The 14853-nt window shown below is 63.5% G+C and carries 15 protein-coding genes and 1 tRNA gene; 10 read left to right on the top strand and 6 right to left on the bottom strand.

Annotated elements, in window-relative coordinates:
- Positions 1 to 84 precede the first annotated feature (84 nt).
- From pstC to phoR, 6 genes are all read left to right on the top strand, one after another.
- Positions 85 to 1068 (top strand): phosphate ABC transporter permease PstC, encoded by a 984-nt coding sequence (pstC, locus tag AWB81_RS06715; RefSeq protein ID WP_062633479.1) that lies wholly within the window; start codon positions 85 to 87, stop codon positions 1066 to 1068.
- Positions 1065 to 1946, top strand: a complete 882-nt coding sequence (gene pstA, locus AWB81_RS06710) for a phosphate ABC transporter permease PstA (protein ID WP_062633477.1) — start codon at positions 1065 to 1067, stop codon at positions 1944 to 1946. Before pstC ends, pstA begins: the two co-directional genes overlap by 4 nt.
- Positions 1947 to 2091: 145 nt before the next feature.
- Complete coding sequence (gene pstB / locus AWB81_RS06705; RefSeq protein WP_235025740.1) at positions 2092 to 2847, top strand: phosphate ABC transporter ATP-binding protein PstB; 756 nt, start codon at positions 2092 to 2094, stop codon at positions 2845 to 2847.
- A 34-nt stretch (positions 2848 to 2881) separates the two neighbouring features.
- On the top strand, positions 2882 to 3586 hold the full coding sequence (gene phoU, locus AWB81_RS06700; RefSeq protein WP_062633474.1) for a phosphate signaling complex protein PhoU: 705 nt from the start codon (positions 2882 to 2884) through the stop codon (positions 3584 to 3586).
- A 46-nt stretch (positions 3587 to 3632) separates the two neighbouring features.
- On the top strand, positions 3633 to 4334 hold the full coding sequence (gene phoB / locus AWB81_RS06695) for a phosphate regulon transcriptional regulator PhoB (RefSeq protein ID WP_062633473.1): 702 nt from the start codon (positions 3633 to 3635) through the stop codon (positions 4332 to 4334).
- 46 nt (positions 4335 to 4380) lie between these two features.
- The gene (gene phoR / locus AWB81_RS06690; RefSeq protein WP_062633471.1) at positions 4381 to 5694 is read left to right on the top strand and encodes a phosphate regulon sensor histidine kinase PhoR; all 1314 of its coding nucleotides are present in this window, start codon (positions 4381 to 4383) and stop codon (positions 5692 to 5694) included.
- Positions 5695 to 6410: 716 nt separating this feature from the next.
- Here the strand turns inward: phoR and ppk1 are convergent.
- Positions 6411 to 8474, bottom strand: a complete 2064-nt coding sequence (ppk1, locus tag AWB81_RS06685) for a polyphosphate kinase 1 (RefSeq protein WP_062633470.1) — start codon at positions 8472 to 8474, stop codon at positions 6411 to 6413.
- Positions 8475 to 8716: 242 nt separating this feature from the next.
- On the opposite strand from ppk1, the gene ppx reads away from it, so the two are divergent.
- Complete coding sequence (ppx, locus tag AWB81_RS06680; RefSeq protein ID WP_062633468.1) at positions 8717 to 10228, top strand: exopolyphosphatase; 1512 nt, start codon at positions 8717 to 8719, stop codon at positions 10226 to 10228.
- 71 nt (positions 10229 to 10299) lie between these two features.
- On the opposite strand, the gene AWB81_RS06675 is transcribed toward ppx, so the two are convergent.
- The gene (locus AWB81_RS06675; protein WP_062633467.1) at positions 10300 to 11127 is read right to left on the bottom strand and encodes a GNAT family N-acetyltransferase; all 828 of its coding nucleotides are present in this window, start codon (positions 11125 to 11127) and stop codon (positions 10300 to 10302) included.
- A 124-nt stretch (positions 11128 to 11251) separates the two neighbouring features.
- Positions 11252 to 11710, bottom strand: coding sequence for a phosphohistidine phosphatase SixA (sixA, locus tag AWB81_RS06670; protein ID WP_062633465.1), 459 nt, complete (start codon positions 11708 to 11710; stop codon positions 11252 to 11254).
- 143 nt (positions 11711 to 11853) lie between these two features.
- Here sixA and AWB81_RS06665 point away from each other — a divergent pair.
- The 3 genes from AWB81_RS06665 to AWB81_RS06660 all read left to right on the top strand — a co-directional run bounded on the left by AWB81_RS06665 (position 11854) and on the right by AWB81_RS06660 (position 12676).
- A tRNA-Pro gene (locus AWB81_RS06665) sits at positions 11854 to 11930 on the top strand.
- A gap of 79 nt (positions 11931 to 12009) precedes the next feature.
- Entirely contained in the window at positions 12010 to 12177 is a 168-nt protein-coding gene (locus AWB81_RS45635) for a hypothetical protein (protein WP_159938836.1), read from the top strand.
- A gap of 304 nt (positions 12178 to 12481) precedes the next feature.
- Positions 12482 to 12676, top strand: coding sequence for a hypothetical protein (locus tag AWB81_RS06660; protein ID WP_062633464.1), 195 nt, complete (start codon positions 12482 to 12484; stop codon positions 12674 to 12676).
- Here AWB81_RS06660 and AWB81_RS06655 read toward each other — a convergent pair.
- The 3 genes from AWB81_RS06655 to AWB81_RS06645 form a co-directional block, all read right to left on the bottom strand.
- Positions 12657 to 12959 carry a hypothetical protein gene (locus AWB81_RS06655; protein ID WP_096032054.1) on the bottom strand — a complete coding sequence of 101 codons (303 nt, stop codon included), beginning with the start codon at positions 12957 to 12959 and terminating at the stop codon, positions 12657 to 12659. The two genes, AWB81_RS06660 and AWB81_RS06655, sit on opposite strands and share 20 nt — an antisense overlap.
- A 62-nt stretch (positions 12960 to 13021) precedes the next feature.
- Positions 13022 to 13666: a peptidoglycan DD-metalloendopeptidase family protein gene (locus AWB81_RS06650; RefSeq protein WP_062633461.1), complete on the bottom strand. Its 645-nt coding sequence runs from the start codon at positions 13664 to 13666 to the stop codon at positions 13022 to 13024.
- A 167-nt stretch (positions 13667 to 13833) separates the two neighbouring features.
- Positions 13834 to 14736 (bottom strand): aldose epimerase family protein, encoded by a 903-nt coding sequence (locus tag AWB81_RS06645; RefSeq protein ID WP_062633459.1) that lies wholly within the window; start codon positions 14734 to 14736, stop codon positions 13834 to 13836.
- Positions 14737 to 14853: the final 117 nt, after the last annotated feature.

Raw genomic sequence — 14853 nt, 5'->3', positions numbered from 1 at the left:
ACTGTCCTAAGCTGAAACAGCTAAGGACGAAAGCGGTAAGTTTCGCCGCGCGGCAGGTGCCGCGCGGCCCGACCCAAGGTTCCCATGTCGGACATCAATCTAGCGTCGGCGCCCCCCGGAGCCGGCACACAGCGCGCCCCGGGCCGTCTCGGCGACATCCTTTTCGGCGGTCTGACGCGGCTTGCAGCCGTCGTCACGCTGCTTTTGCTTGGCGGCATCATCGTGTCGCTGATCGTGGCGTCCATGCCGACAATCGAAAAATTCGGCCTCGGCTTCCTGTGGCACGCCGAGTGGGATCCGCCGACCGAGACCTTCGGCGCGCTCGTGCCGATCTACGGCACGATTGCCACGTCGCTGATCGCGCTGATCATCGCGGTGCCGGTGAGCTTCGGCATCGCGCTCTTTCTGACCGAACTCTCGCCGGCCTGGCTGCGCCGCCCGCTCGGCATCGCGATCGAACTGCTGGCAGCGATTCCGTCGATCGTCTACGGCATGTGGGGCCTGCTCGTCTTCGCGCCGATTTTCGCGACTTACTTCGAAAAACCGCTCGGGCATCTGCTCGGCGACGTCTGGGTGATCGGCCGCTTCTTCCAGGGCCCGCCGATCGGCATCGGCATCCTGTGCGCGGGCGTCATTCTCGCGATCATGATCATTCCGTACATCGCCGCCGTGATGCGCGATGTGTTCGAAGTCACGCCCGTGCTCCTGAAGGAATCGGCTTACGGCATCGGCTGCACGACGTGGGAAGTGATGTGGAAGATCGTGCTGCCGTACACGCGCACCGGCGTGATCGGCGGCGTGATGCTCGGCCTCGGCCGCGCGCTCGGCGAGACGATGGCGGTGACCTTCGTGATCGGCAATACGAACCTGCTCGACAATGTGTCGCTCTTTTCGCCTGGCAACAGCATCACGTCCGCGCTCGCGAATGAATTCGCCGAGGCGAGCCCCGGCCTGCATACCGCTGCGCTGATGGAACTCGGCCTGATTCTTTTCGTGATCACGTTCTTCGTGCTGGCGATTTCGAAAGTGATGCTGCTTCGCCTCGAAAAAGGGGAAGGTTCCAAATGAGCCAGCCTGCTTACACAAATATGGACGCGTCGGAAGCCACGCGCGTTCGTCTGCAACGCCGCCGCCGCGGCAAGAACGCGCTCGCGCTGACACTTTCGCTTGCCGCGATGGCCTTCGGCCTGCTGTGGCTCGTCTGGATTCTTTTCACGACGCTGAAACTCGGCGTCGGCGGACTGTCGGTCGAGCTTTTCACGCAGTCGACGCCACCGCCGAACACCGACGGCGGCGGTCTCGCGAATGCGATCGTCGGCAGCCTGATGCTGGTGGTGCTCGCGACGTTCATCGGCACGCCGCTCGGCATCCTGGCAGGCGTGTACCTCGCAGAATATGGCCAGAAACGGTGGCTCGCGAGCGTCACGCGCTTCATCAACGACATCCTGCTCTCAGCGCCGTCGATCGTGATCGGTCTCTTCGTCTACGCGCTCGTCGTCGCGAAGGTGGGGCGCTTCTCGGGCTGGGCCGGCGTGATCGCGCTCGCGCTCCTGCAGATTCCGATCGTGATCCGCACGACCGAGAACATGCTGAAGCTCGTTCCGAATGCGCTGCGCGAAGCCGCGTTCGCGCTCGGCACGCCGAAGTGGAAGATGGTGCTGTCGATCACGCTGAAGGCGTCTGTCGGCGGGATCGTGACGGGCGTGCTGCTCGCCGTGGCGCGCATCGCCGGCGAGACCGCGCCGCTGCTCTTCACCGCGCTTTCGAACCAGTTCTTCTCGTTCGACATGAACCAGCCGGTCGCGAACCTGCCGGTCACGATCTACAAGTTTGCGATGAGCCCGTTCCCGCAATGGCAGTCGCTCGCGTGGGCCGGCGTCTTTCTGATTACGCTCGGCGTGCTGGGTCTGAATGTCCTTGCACGCACGATTCTTTCGAAAAAATAGGCGGAGTGATTCCATGAACACGGTTGCGAGTGGTGTCAGCCACCTGAATGCACAAGCGGTCGACGAAAAGACCGACGCGCCGATCGAACGCGGCCCCGTGCCCGGCAGCTTCAAGCCGACGCATAGCGCGAAGCCCGCCGATTCGATGAAGCCGAAGATCGAGGTGAACAACCTCAACTTCTTCTACGGCAAGTATCACGCGCTGAAGAACATCAATCTGCGCATCCCCGAGAAGAAGGTGACGGCGTTCATCGGGCCATCGGGCTGCGGCAAGTCCACGCTCCTGCGCACGTTCAACAAGATGTACGCGCTCTATCCGGAGCAGCGCGCCGAAGGCGAGATCCTGATGGACGGCGAGAACCTGCTCGACACGCGCCGCGACATTTCGCTCCTGCGCGCGCGGGTCGGCATGGTGTTCCAGAAGCCGACGCCGTTCCCGATGTCGATCTACGACAACATCGCGTTCGGCGTGAAGATGTTCGAGCAGCTGTCACGCTCGGAGATGGACGATCGCGTCGAGTGGGCGCTCACCAAGGCCGCGCTCTGGAACGAAGTGAAGGACAAGCTGCAGCAGAGCGGCTACGGCCTCTCGGGCGGCCAGCAGCAGCGTCTTTGCATCGCACGCGGGATCGCGATCCGCCCGGAAGTGCTGCTGCTCGACGAACCTTGCTCAGCGCTCGACCCGATTTCGACGGGCCGCATCGAAGAGCTGATTGCTGAGCTGAAGAACGACTACACGGTCGTGATCGTCACGCACAACATGCAGCAGGCGGCGCGTTGTTCCGACTACACTGCCTATATGTACCTCGGCGAGCTGATCGAATTCGGCGACACCGAAAAGATCTTCATCAAGCCCGCCCGCAAGGAAACGGAAGACTACATCACCGGACGGTTCGGCTAAGCCGCCGGAGAGAAAGGGACTATAGGAGCAATACATGTCCGATAAACATCTGTCGAGCCAGTTCGACGCCGACCTCAACGCGGTGTCGTCGAAAGTGCTGGAAATGGGCGGCCTCGTCGAGTCGCAGATCATCCACGCGATGCAGGCGTTGAATACGTTCGACATCGGCGTCGCTGACCAGGTGATCGCAGCCGAAGTGCGCCTGAACACAATGGAAGTCGAGATCGACGAGGAGTGCAGCAACATCATCGCGCGCCGTCAGCCGGCCGCGCGCGACCTGCGCCTTCTGATGGCGATCTCGAAGACGATCACCAACCTTGAGCGCGCCGGCGACGAAGCCGAGAAGATCGCGAAGCGCGTGAAGCGCATCAACGAGGACGGCGCGGGCCGCACGGTGAACATCGCCGAGATCAAGCTCTCGGGCGAGATGGCGGTGACGATCCTGCGTCGGGCGCTCGACGCGTTCGCGCGCCTCGATACGGTCGCGGCCGCGCAGATCGTGCGCGACGATAAAGCAATCGACGAGGAATTCCGCGCGTTCGTGAGAAAGCTCATCACGTACATGATGGAAGATCCGCGCACGATTTCCGCGGGCCTCGACTATCTCTTCATCGCGAAGGCCGTCGAGCGGATTGGCGACCATGCGAAGAACATCGCCGAATTCATCATCTACATCGTGAAGGGAACCGACGTGCGGCACGTGTCGCGCGACCAGCTCGAACGCGAAGCGCTCAGTTGAATTCGGCCGATTTCCACTCCAAGCAAAAAAGGTTACAGAGGTGCCGATGCCCAGCAGTATCCTCGTCATCGAAGACGAACCCGCGATCTCCGAACTGATCTCGGTGAATCTGCAACATGCGGGACACTGCCCGATCCGCGCTTATAACGCGGAGCAGGCGCAGAACCTGATCAGCGACGTGCTGCCCGATCTCGTGCTGCTCGACTGGATGCTGCCGGGCAAGTCCGGCATCACGTTCGCGCGCGAGCTGCGCAACAACGAGCGCACGAAGCACATCCCGATCATCATGCTGACCGCGCGCGGCGACGAGCAGGACAAGGTGCTCGGTCTCGAGATCGGCGCCGACGACTACGTCACGAAGCCCTTCTCGCCGAAGGAACTGATGGCGCGCATCAAGGCGGTGCTGCGCCGGCGCGCGCCGCAGCTGACCGAGGACGTCGTCGCGATCAACGGCTTGCGGCTCGATCCCGCAACGCACCGCGTGGCCGCGAGCCACTCCGGCAACGACATCAAGCTCGACCTCGGCCCGACCGAATTCCGGCTCCTGCATTTCTTCATGACGCATCCGGAGCGCGTGCACAGCCGCACGCAACTGCTCGATCAGGTGTGGGGCGATCACGTGTTCGTGGAAGAGCGCACGGTCGATGTGCATATCAAGCGCCTGCGCGCGGCGCTCAAGCCGGCGGGCTGCGATGCTATGATCGAAACGGTGCGGGGCAGCGGTTACAGGCTCGCGAAGAGCGCCTGAGCCGACTCGCGGCTGCGCACCTTTCATAATTCCAGACCAGCCGACCATGAATATCATCTGGACGCGTTCCATCGTGTCCCTTGCGTTGCTCGCAGCGCTGAGCGCACTGGTCGGCGCGTTCTTCGGCGTGCGCATCGCGCTGGCGTTCGCGGTCGTGATGCTCGTCGTGCAGAGCTTTTTCAGCACCTATCACACGCAACGTCTCTGGCGCCTGCTCGACGCCCCCGTGTATGGCGAAGTGCCGAGCGCGCTCGGCATCTGGGGCGAGATCTACTATAGGCTGCACAAGCTCGCGAAGCGCTGGCACGCGCAGGTGCGTCAGGTCGAGCAGCAGCACTCGCGCTTCATCCAGGCGATCCAGGCGTCGCCGAACGGTGTCGCGATGCTCGACGATCGCGATCAGATCGAGTGGTGCAACGCGATCGCCGAGACGCATTTCGGGCTCGACGCGAAGCGCGACTTGCGCCAGCACGTCACGCATCTCGTACGCCGCCCGGAGTTCGTGCGCTATCTGAATTCGCACCATTACGAAGAGATACTGATCATGCGCGCGATGGGCGCGAACCGGCGGCATACGCTCTCGGTGCAGGTCTTTCCTTATGGCGACAACCGCAAGCTGATCCTCACGCAGGACATCACCGAACTGGAGCGCACCGATTCGATGCGGCGCGACTTCGTCGCGAACGTCTCGCATGAACTGAAGACGCCGCTCACGGTGCTATCGGGCTTTCTGGAGACGATGCGCGAACTGCCGCTCGACGAGGCGGACCGCGCGCGCTATCTGGAGATGATGGATCAGCAGGCATCGCGGATGAGGAACATCGTGCGCGACTTGCTGGTGCTCGCGAACCTCGAAGGCGACATGCGGCCGCCGGGCGACGAGCTGCTCGACATGCGCGCGGTGATGCGCCATCTCGAAGATGACGCGATCAATCTGTCGGCGGGGCGACATCGCATTGCCTTTCATAGCGACGAAGCGCTGACGGTGGCGGGCGCCGAGACGGAGATCGTGAGCGCCCTCGCCAATCTCGTGACGAACGCGATTCGCTATACACCGGACGGCGGCACGATCGATGTGACGTGGCGGCGCGAGGAGGATCGCGCGGTGTTCTCGGTGCGCGACAGCGGGCTCGGTATTCCTGCGGAGCATATTCCGCGGTTGACGGAGCGGTTCTATCGGGTCGATCGCAGCCGCTCGCGGGATACGGGGGGCACGGGACTCGGGCTGGCGATCGTCAAGCATGTGCTGCAGCGGCATCATGCGGAACTCGATGTGAAGAGCGAGGAAGGGCGGGGGAGCACGTTCAGCGTACGGTTTCCGGCCGCGCGGACGGCCTTGAGGAAATCAGTCGCGGTTTGATGGTTTGCTGGCGCTCGGGGCCGGTGGTTGTTCAACACCGTTTGATGGGTTCTGCGCTTCTGTGGAACTTGCTTTCTTTGTGGTCTATTAGCTCTGCCCCTGTCCGGGGCGGGACTTACTTTCTTTGCTGCTGCAAAGAAAGTAAGCAAAGAAAGCAGCTTTTCTGGCAGCAGTCACAACACGTCAACGCACGAGCAATACCGAGTGGCGCAGCGCCTAAGTGTTGCCCTCGTAGGTCGCAGGGGCTTGGTGCGCGGCACGCACTGTGACATCGCGCAGCGAACAAATTGGCACAGCCATCATACATCCGTCTTCGCTCCGCTCAGACGTCAGGTGCACCGTCGCGGTCCCGGTTGTGAACCGATGTTTTTCGGTTATGCCTGTCGTCCGCGAAGCTGGACGGACGAATGACTGCCTTACCAAAATCTTTGCTGTGCGAGGACACAGTGGTTAATCGCACCAAGCCCGGCGTGTCCTTTGAGGGCGACACTTAGGAGGTATGTCCACTCAGTACTTCAAAGGCGTTGCCGCTCTAAGACTGCTGCCTGAAAATCTGCTTTCTTTGCTTACTTTCTTTGCAGCAGCAAAGAAAGTAAGTCCCGCCCCGGACAGGGGCAGTGCTAATAAACCACTAAGAAAACAAGTTCCATCGAAGCGCAGAACCATCAGACGGTGTCGAACAAGCGCCAGCACGAATCAAAACCACGGTTGTCCGCTCAAGAGCAAAACTTGGCGAGCAAACCCAACTGCGCGTTGCGCATCGCCTTACCCGGCCGCCGCCGCCGGTAATGTCCGTCGCTCTGCATAAGCCACGCCGTCTGGTTATCGCCGAGAAGCACCGACAAACCTTCGGCGATCACGCGCCGCTTCAGCCGCCGATCGCGGATCGGAAACGCCACCTCGACGCGCCGGAAGAAGTTGCGGTCCATCCAGTCGGCGCTCGACAGATAGACGTCTTCCTTGCCATCCGCATAGAAGTAGAAGATGCGGTGATGCTCCAGAAAACGCCCGACGATCGACCGCACCGTGATGTTCTCCGACAGATCCTCCACGCCCGGTTTCAGCGAGCACACGCCGCGCACGATCAAGTCGATCTTCACCCCCGCCTGCGACGCCTCGTAGAGCGCCGCAATCACCGAAGGCTCGAGCAACGCATTCATCTTCGCGACGATGCGCGCCTTCCTGCCCGCGCGCGCATGTTCCGCTTCGGCGTGGATCGCATCCATCAGCTTCGCATGCAGCGTGAACGGCGACTGCCAGATCTGATGCAATGGAATCTCGCCGCCGATGCCCGTCAATTGCTGGAACACGTGATGCACGTCTTCGCAGAGTTGCTGGTCGGCAGTCAACATGCCGAAGTCGGTATAAAGACGCGCCGTGCGCGGATGATAGTTGCCGGTTCCCAGATGCACGTAGCGCTTGAGCACGAGCTTGCCGCCCTGCGACACGCGCCGCACGATCAGCACCATCTTCGCGTGGCACTTGTGGCCGACCACGCCATACACCACATGCGCGCCGACCGCTTCCAGTTGCGACGCCCAGTTGATGTTCGTCTCTTCGTCAAAGCGCGCAAGCAGCTCGACCACCACCGTCACTTCCTTGCCATTGCGCGCGGCCTGCATCAGCGCGTCCATCAGCGGCGAATCGGTGCCGGTGCGGTAGATGGTCTGCTTGATCGCTACAACCTGCGGGTCCTTCGCGGCCTGCAACAGCAGTTCGAGCACCGGCTGAAAACTTTCGTACGGATGATGCAGCAGGATGTCGCCCTGATCGATCGCATCGAAGAGATTCGACGCGTTCGCAATGCTCTTGGGTATCGACGGAATATGCGGCACGAACTTTAGGTCGGGCCGGTCCACCATCTCGGGCAACTGCATCAGCCGCACGAGATTCACCGGGCCGTTCACGCGATAGCAGTCGCGCTCGTTCAGCTGGCTCTCGTCGAGCAGGCGCCGCACCATGTGCGGCGGCGTCTCCGCCGACACTTCCAGCCGCACCGCGTTGCCCAGATGCCGAGCCGGCAGTTCGCCCTGCAGCGCGACGCGCAGGTTGGTGATTTCGTCTTCATCGACGAAAAGCTCGCTGTTGCGCGTGATGCGAAACTGGTTGCAGCTTCGCACGTTCAGATGCGGAAACAGCTCTTCGACGAAGCGCTGCATCAGCGAGCTCAGGAGCACGAAGCCGTGCGGATAGCCCGACAGCGCCTCGGGCATGCGCACGAGGCGCGGCAGCGCGCGCGGCGCCTGCACGATACCCATCATCGCCTGGCGGCCGAAGGCGTCCTTGCCCTCCAGTTCAACGACGAAGTTCAGGCTTTTGTTGAGCACGCGCGGAAACGGATGCGCCGGATCGAGGCCGATCGGCGTGAGCACCGGCAAAAGCTCATTGTGAAAGTACTCGCGCGCCCACTCGGTCTGCTGCGCGGACCACGCCTCGGCGTTATGAAAGTAGATGCCTTCGCTTTCGAGCGCGGGAATCACGGTGTCGTGCAGCATCGCGTACTGCTGGCGCACGAGCCGGTGCGCGCGCTCGACCACGAGGTCGTACACATGCTGCAACGACATGCCGTCCGGAGAGAGCGAGCCGGGGTTGTCGCGCATCTGTTCCTGCAGGCCCGCCATGCGGACTTCGAAGAATTCGTCGAGATTGCTGCTCGTGATGCAGATGAAGCGAAGACGTTCGAGGAGAGGAACGGCGGTGTCGGCGGCTTGCGCCAGCACGCGCTCGTTGAATCCCAGGATGCCCAGCTCGCGGTTGAATAGCGGATAGCGTATGGACATCGACGAGGTAAGTGGAGGGTCTATCGAAAGGGCAAGCGGACGTTCGGATAGTCTCACAGTAAGATTAAGTTTTCGTGACACTGTCAGTGTCACAAATTCTACGCAGATTGGGAATAGCGTCGCCTGTGCGCGGCGGGTCCCGCCGGACGTTCGGGCGCGCATCCGACGCCGTGGGCGCTCGCCTGGATTAGAATTGGTGCGGCGCCGCGAAGCGTCCCCTTCCCATGAATCCTGGATATCCGATGGTCACTCAACCGCATCTTCTCGCCGCCGTAGACCTGGGTTCGAACAGTTTCCGGCTGATCGTCGGACGCGTCGAGGAGACGGAGGCCGGCAGCCAGATCTATCAGGTCGACGCGCTGCGCGAGCCGGTGCGCCTCGGGGCGGGGCTTTCGCGCGACAAGTATCTCGACCGCGCGTCGCAACTGCGCGGCTGGGATGCGCTCAAGCGCTTCGGCGAACGCCTGCGCGACTTCCACCCGGATCACGTGCGCGCGGTGGCGACCAACACGCTCAGGGTCGCGAAGAACGCGGGCGACTTCATCGCCGAGGCGGAAGCCGCGCTCGGCTTCCCGATCGAAGTGATCGCGGGGCGCGAGGAAGCGCGCCTAATCTATGCGGGCGCGGCGCATTCGGTGCCGGCGAGCACGGGCAAGCGCCTCGTGGTGGACATCGGCGGGGGCTCGACGGAATTCATCATCGGCTCGCACTACACGCCGATCCACATGGAAAGCCTCTATATCGGCTGCGTGAGCCATAGCCGGCAGTTCTTCCCGGCGGGCAACGTCGACGAATACACCATGCGTCAGGCCGAACTCGCCGCGAAGCGCGAAATCCAGATCATCTCGGCCGAATACAAGCACACGGGCTGGGATCAGGCGATCGGCTCGTCGGGCACGGCGCGCGCGCTCGCGGAACTCGTCGAGGCCAACGGCTTCAACGATCCGCACGTCACGCACGGCATTTCGCGCGGCGGCCTGGAACGCCTGAAGCGCGCGCTCATCAAGGCGGAGAACGTGAACCGGCTGAAACTGGTGGCGCTCAAGCCCGACCGCGTTCCGGTGCTGGCGGGCGGCCTGTCGATCATGCTCGGCGTGTTCGAGGAACTGGGCATCGATTACGTCGACACCACCGACGGCGCGCTCAGGCTCGGCGTGCTGTACGACCTGCTCGGGCGTTCGCAGCACGAGGACATGCGCACGGTCACGGTGGAAGGCTTCAAGCGCCGCTACGCCGTCGATGCCGCGCAGTCCGACCGCATCGCGGAACTGGCGATAAGCTTCTACGACCAGTTCGACGAACCCGATGCCGAACAGCGCGAGGAAAACCGCATGTTTCTCGCGTGGTCGGCGGCGCTGCACGAGATCGGCTTGTCGATTGCGCATAGCGCGTACCACAAGCACTCGGCGTACATCGCGACCCACGCCGACATGCCCGGCTTCTCGCGCACCGACCAGGCGCGGCTCGCGGCGCTCGTGCTGGGACACGCGGGCAAGCTCGGCAAGCTGTCGCATTCGCGCGACGTCGAGTGGATGCTGCTCTTCTGCCTGCGGCTCGCGTCGCTGCTGTGCCGGCGGCGTACCGATGCAGGCCTGCCGAGCATCGAGGTCAAGCAGGCGGGCAGCGGCTTCGATGTGCGCCTGCCGAACGACTGGGTCGCGAACAATCCGCTCACCGACTACAGCCTCGTGCAGGAAGCGGCCGAGTGGGAGAAGATCGGGCGGCCGTATCGCGTGGTCTATACGGACGACTGAAGCTATCTGCGGCCACACGCAAAGGCCCTGCCGCGCGGCGCGCGAGCAGGGCCTTTGTCATTGCACGCCGGTCAGCGCGCGTTCGCGTCGCTCATGAAGTGGCGCGCGTAGCGGGCGTTGATGTCCGAGAGGCGAAAGAGCGTGAGGAAATCCGCCGTGTTGAAGTCGGGGTCCCAGGCGGGCGCGCCGCAGATCTTCGCGCCCAAGCGCAGGTAGCCCTTGACGAGCGGCGGCGGACTCACTTCGACGCCCGTGCGCAATTCCTCCACCGGAAGCGGCGTGTGCGGGAAAGCGCAGTATTCGGGTGCCGTCAGCGCGTCGGCCGCGAGCGAGCAATACAGGTTCGCGGCGTAGTGCCCGCCGTCGATCATGCCGACGCTCGCGCAGCCGAGCATCGTCTCGTAGCCGTTCTGCATCATGTACGTCGCGAGGCCGCCCCACAGCGACATGATGACCGCGCCATTGCGATAGTCGGGATGCACGCAGGAGCGGCCCACTTCGACGAGCTTCGGCCGCAGGTGGGTGAGGCGCGAGACGTCGAATTCGCTCTCGGCGTAAAGGCGCCCGATGCGCGCAGCCTGATGCGGCGGCAGCACGCGATACGTGCCTACCACCTTGAGCGTGTCGAGATCGCGTACGAGCAGGTGATCGCAGAAGGCGTCGAACGCATCGACGTCGAGGCCCGCGGGACCGGTCAGGCGGGCGCCCATCTCCTCGGAGAACACGCGGTAGCGCAGGCGCTGGGCTTCGCGCAGCGTGTCGTCGGTGCGGGCCCAGGCAACCTGCAGGCGCTGCTGGCCGGTGACCGTTTCGGCCGCGCGCGGCAGACGGCGGCGCGAGTCGTGGGCAAGCGTTGAATGCGCCTTCTTCGGCAGCGCAGGCGTGGCTGAATCTTGCATTGGCGTTCCTCGATGGGAGGCTTGAGTCCCCGCCAATGTAGTAATCGCGCATGACGCTCGCATGGCGTCGCAATGACGATTCGATGAAACGCCATCGTCAGGTACGCCTTAGCGTGCTGCAAGCTCACAGCAGGTCGGGGCTCGCCACCGCGCGCAGGACGATCTGGCCGTCGCCGCCGCGCGAACGCTGCTGGAACCACCAGACGCCCGCCTTCTTCACCGACCACTCGGATTCCTCTCCAGAGAGCAGCAGCGAGGCGACCTGGCCCAACGTCGGCTGATGGCCAACCACGACCACCGTTTCCGCGATGCCGTCCGGCCAGCCGGCGGCGTCGAGCACGGCTTGCGCGCTGCCGCCCGGTGCGAGCGACGGCACGACGCGATAGCGGTCGCCGAATGCCTCCGCCGTCTGGATCGTGCGGGTCGCGGGGCTGGCGAGGAAGAGGGCGTCGTCGTCGAGGCGCGCGCGCAGCCACTTGGCGACCGCCTGCGCCTGCTTGCGTCCGCGCGGGGTGAGCTGCCGGGCAAGATCGCTCGCTGCCTGGTCCTCGGCTTCCGCGTGACGCCAGAGAATGAGGTTCATCGATTGTCTCCCTGTATGTGATCGTTTCGACCATCGAGCGGGTGAAGCGTGCCCGGTGTCGTGCCTGATTTGCGCCGCGTGAAAGTGAGGGCGTCGCTTTTCATTGCGCGGGGTGCGGGAAAACGCTATCATCTGCGGCTTGTCGGAGCGTAGCGCAGCCTGGTAGCGCATCTGATTTGGGATCAGAGGGTCGAAGGTTCGAATCCTTTCGCTCCGACCACCGTACAAGAAGGGGTTACAAGTTTCGGCTTGTAACCCCTTTGTTTTTTTCGCCCTTCAAGGCGACTTCCGGATACTCCATGCTTCGTATCGTTCTGTTCGCTGCTGTGACGCTCGTGCTTTCCGCGTGCGCCGATTCGTCGACTCAGCCGAAACATCAACCGCCGCAGGACCCGCCGGATTACAAGGGCGTACCCACCGACACGCGTCCGCCCGTCATGCTGATCGCGCCGGACAAGTCGGAATAGCAGCTTTTTCGCATGGAATCGTGCGCCAGAAATGGCGAAGCCCCGATGCGGGCACATCGGGGCCTCTGACCCGCGCTGACTGTTCGCGCAGAGAATGCACGGGCTGAGAAGGATTCTAGAGCGTCGCTTTTTGCAACGTTGTGTGCGCTTGTATCGGAGCGTAACGCAATGCGACAGTGCCTCTGGTCCGCTCAGACGCAGGCCGGGTAAGAATTCCCGTCGAGTTCGCCTTGGGTTGTCCGCACCGAGCGAAATATTTGCCTTGCGGTTATGATCCGACCATTCGTCGTTGGCTGTATCGATCATGCACCTGCTTTGGATCTTCATCGCGCTTTGCCCGTTCGCGTTCGCGGCACTCGTCGCGTTCGCCGCGCATATCAACCCGCTCTCGGGTCACTGGCAAGCGCTCAAACCCCACGCCAGGCGCGGTTTCGGCGGTCATGCGCGGTTGCGCGCCATGCTCGCATCCCACGCGGGCGTCATTGCTTGCAGCGAATGACCATCGAGCGGTTCTTGATGTTCGCCCCGAAGATGCCGCCCACCGAGCCGCCCGCCGTTGCGCCGTTGTCGGTGTCCTTCGATACGACGTCGTAGCCATACGCGCCACACGTCTCACCTGCCTTTTTGTAACACTCCGCCCAGCTCGTGCTTGCGTCGCTGCCGCTGCAGTTGATGGCAAATCCGGTATCGCCCGAAGGCAGATAGGTCATGGTCGACGTGTTCGCGCAGCCGGCGAGCGTCGCCAGTGCACCAAGCGCCGCGAGAAGCGCGGCTCGGTTCATCATCTTCATCGAAACTTTCCTTGTCATGTGTCCTGTGACTTCCGTGTGAGCGCGGCGGCCATTCATCGCGCCGGCAGATAGCGCGACGGATCGGTCGAGCGGCCTAGATAGCGCAACTCGAAGTGCAGCATCACGCGGTTCGAATCCGTATCGCCCATTTCCGCGATCTGCTGGCCTTGCGTGACGGTCTGGCCTTCCTTCACCAGTAGCGCGCGATTGTGCGCGTACGCGGTCAGGTACTCCGAATCGTGCTTGACGATCAGCATGTTGCCGTAGCCGCGCAAGCCGTTGCCCGCATAGACGACCGTGCCGCCCGCCGCCGCGACGACCTTCGTGCCCGGCGCATTGACGATGTCGATGCCCTTCGATGTCTTGCCGTCGAACGTGCGGATCACGTCGCCTTGCGCGGGCCAGATGAGCGACATGGCGGGCGCCTTCGCGGGTGCGGGGTCGGGTGCGGTGTCCCCTCGGCTCGCAGACGGCGCGGGAGCCGGGCGCGGCGCGCTCGCCATGCCCGCTGGCGGAACAACGCGCAGCACCTGATCGACTTCGATCGCATCGGGATTCGCAAGCCCGTTCCAGCGCACGATGTTCTGCACGGAGGTGCGGTTTTCACGCGCGATCTTCGATACCGTATCGCCCCGTTCGACGCGATAAAAGCCCGGCCCGACCGGCGCCGAGCCACATGCGGCGAGCACTGCGACCATCGAGGCGCAGAGGAGCCGTCGAATTCTTGTTGCCAACTTTTAGACCTCGCGAAGCGCCGCCGCGTGCAAAAGGTGCGCGGCGGTCCAAACGTCGGATTTTAACGTCTTCGCCCGTTCAGCCGCGAAAAGTCCCCGCGCGCGGTCTCGTCGATGCCCGCGCTCGCCGCTCAGTCGAGCGGCGATACGACGAGGCGCAGCGACGCCGATTCCGTCTTTCCGGGCGCGAGCCAGCGCAGGCCGCGGCCGTTGTGGATCGCATCGGGCAGGCCGATCCACGGCTCGACGCAGTAGAAATCGGAGGTGTCGGCCTCGGTCCAGGTGGTGACCGCGTACCACGGCACCGAGTCCGGCTGGTGAAGCTCGAAGCTCACCATGCGCTTCCGGCCGGGCATGAAGAGCCGCACCGGCTGGTCGGACGGCCCGGTGAAGCAGTGAAAACGATCGACGATGGCGGGATCGTCGAGGGTATAGCGCGGCGCGCCCGGCACCGCTTCGCTGATCGAGCCATCCGGCAGCTGATGGCGCTGCTCCGTGCGCGGCAGTTCGACGCTGCTGGCCGCACGTTCTCCGTGCGGCAGGTGAAAGTAGAAATGATGGCCGGCGTAGTAGGGCAGCGCGACTTCGCCCGGGTTGGACGTCGTCAGCTCCACTTCGAGCGTGCTCGCATCGACGAGCCGGTACGCCGCCTCGAAGCGGAACGCAAACGGATAGCCGGCGCGGGTCGCGTCGCTGTCGACGAGCGTCATGCGCAGTCCGTGGCCGTCCGCGTCCTTGGTGCAGGAGAAGGGCAGGTTGCGCGCGAAGCCGTGGGTCGGCAGGTCGTGGACCACGCCGTCGGGGTCGCGCCACTTGCCGATCTCGCCCGCGACGAAATGGCGTCCGAGGAACGGAAACAGCAGCGGATTGCCGCCGCGGATCTTCGAGGCCTGCGACCAGTCTGCCGTGGCAGGCCAGTGGATCACCTGCTCGCCGCCGACGCGCCAGGTCATGAGCCGGCCACCCGCGTGCGGGGCGAGCGAGATGGAAGCGCCGTCGCGCGTGATATCGATGATGTCTTGCTCGGATGACATGGTTTGAGCGCTCCGGAAGGCGTGGTGACGGCGAGAGAGTCTTGCAGACTCGCAGATTCTGCCGTGCTTTTTTCTACGGGGAAACCCTTCTCGGGAAAACAGCGACTGACGCCTGAG

Source organism: Caballeronia arationis (assembly GCF_001544975.2).
Lineage (GTDB): Bacteria > Pseudomonadota > Gammaproteobacteria > Burkholderiales > Burkholderiaceae > Caballeronia > Caballeronia arationis.
This window is presented reverse-complemented; position numbering and strand designations above follow the sequence as displayed.

Excerpts from the sequence above, each read along its gene's own strand:
- pstC (WP_062633479.1), top strand. The coding sequence starts at position 85 with ATGTCGGACATCAATCTAGCGTCGGCGCCCCCCGGAGCCGGCACACAG.
- pstA (WP_062633477.1), top strand. The coding sequence starts at position 1,065 with ATGAGCCAGCCTGCTTACACAAATATGGACGCGTCGGAAGCCACGCGC.
- pstB (WP_235025740.1), top strand. The coding sequence starts at position 2,092 with ATGAAGCCGAAGATCGAGGTGAACAACCTCAACTTCTTCTACGGCAAG.
- phoU (WP_062633474.1), top strand. The coding sequence starts at position 2,882 with ATGTCCGATAAACATCTGTCGAGCCAGTTCGACGCCGACCTCAACGCG.
- phoB (WP_062633473.1), top strand. The coding sequence starts at position 3,633 with ATGCCCAGCAGTATCCTCGTCATCGAAGACGAACCCGCGATCTCCGAA.
- phoR (WP_062633471.1), top strand. The coding sequence starts at position 4,381 with ATGAATATCATCTGGACGCGTTCCATCGTGTCCCTTGCGTTGCTCGCA.
- ppk1 (WP_062633470.1), bottom strand. The coding sequence starts at position 8,474 with ATGTCCATACGCTATCCGCTATTCAACCGCGAGCTGGGCATCCTGGGA.
- ppx (WP_062633468.1), top strand. The coding sequence starts at position 8,717 with ATGGTCACTCAACCGCATCTTCTCGCCGCCGTAGACCTGGGTTCGAAC.
- AWB81_RS06675 (WP_062633467.1), bottom strand. The coding sequence starts at position 11,127 with ATGCAAGATTCAGCCACGCCTGCGCTGCCGAAGAAGGCGCATTCAACG.
- sixA (WP_062633465.1), bottom strand. The coding sequence starts at position 11,710 with ATGAACCTCATTCTCTGGCGTCACGCGGAAGCCGAGGACCAGGCAGCG.
- AWB81_RS45635 (WP_159938836.1), top strand. The coding sequence starts at position 12,010 with ATGCTTCGTATCGTTCTGTTCGCTGCTGTGACGCTCGTGCTTTCCGCG.
- AWB81_RS06660 (WP_062633464.1), top strand. The coding sequence starts at position 12,482 with ATGCACCTGCTTTGGATCTTCATCGCGCTTTGCCCGTTCGCGTTCGCG.
- AWB81_RS06655 (WP_096032054.1), bottom strand. The coding sequence starts at position 12,959 with ATGAACCGAGCCGCGCTTCTCGCGGCGCTTGGTGCACTGGCGACGCTC.
- AWB81_RS06650 (WP_062633461.1), bottom strand. The coding sequence starts at position 13,666 with ATGGTCGCAGTGCTCGCCGCATGTGGCTCGGCGCCGGTCGGGCCGGGC.
- AWB81_RS06645 (WP_062633459.1), bottom strand. The coding sequence starts at position 14,736 with ATGTCATCCGAGCAAGACATCATCGATATCACGCGCGACGGCGCTTCC.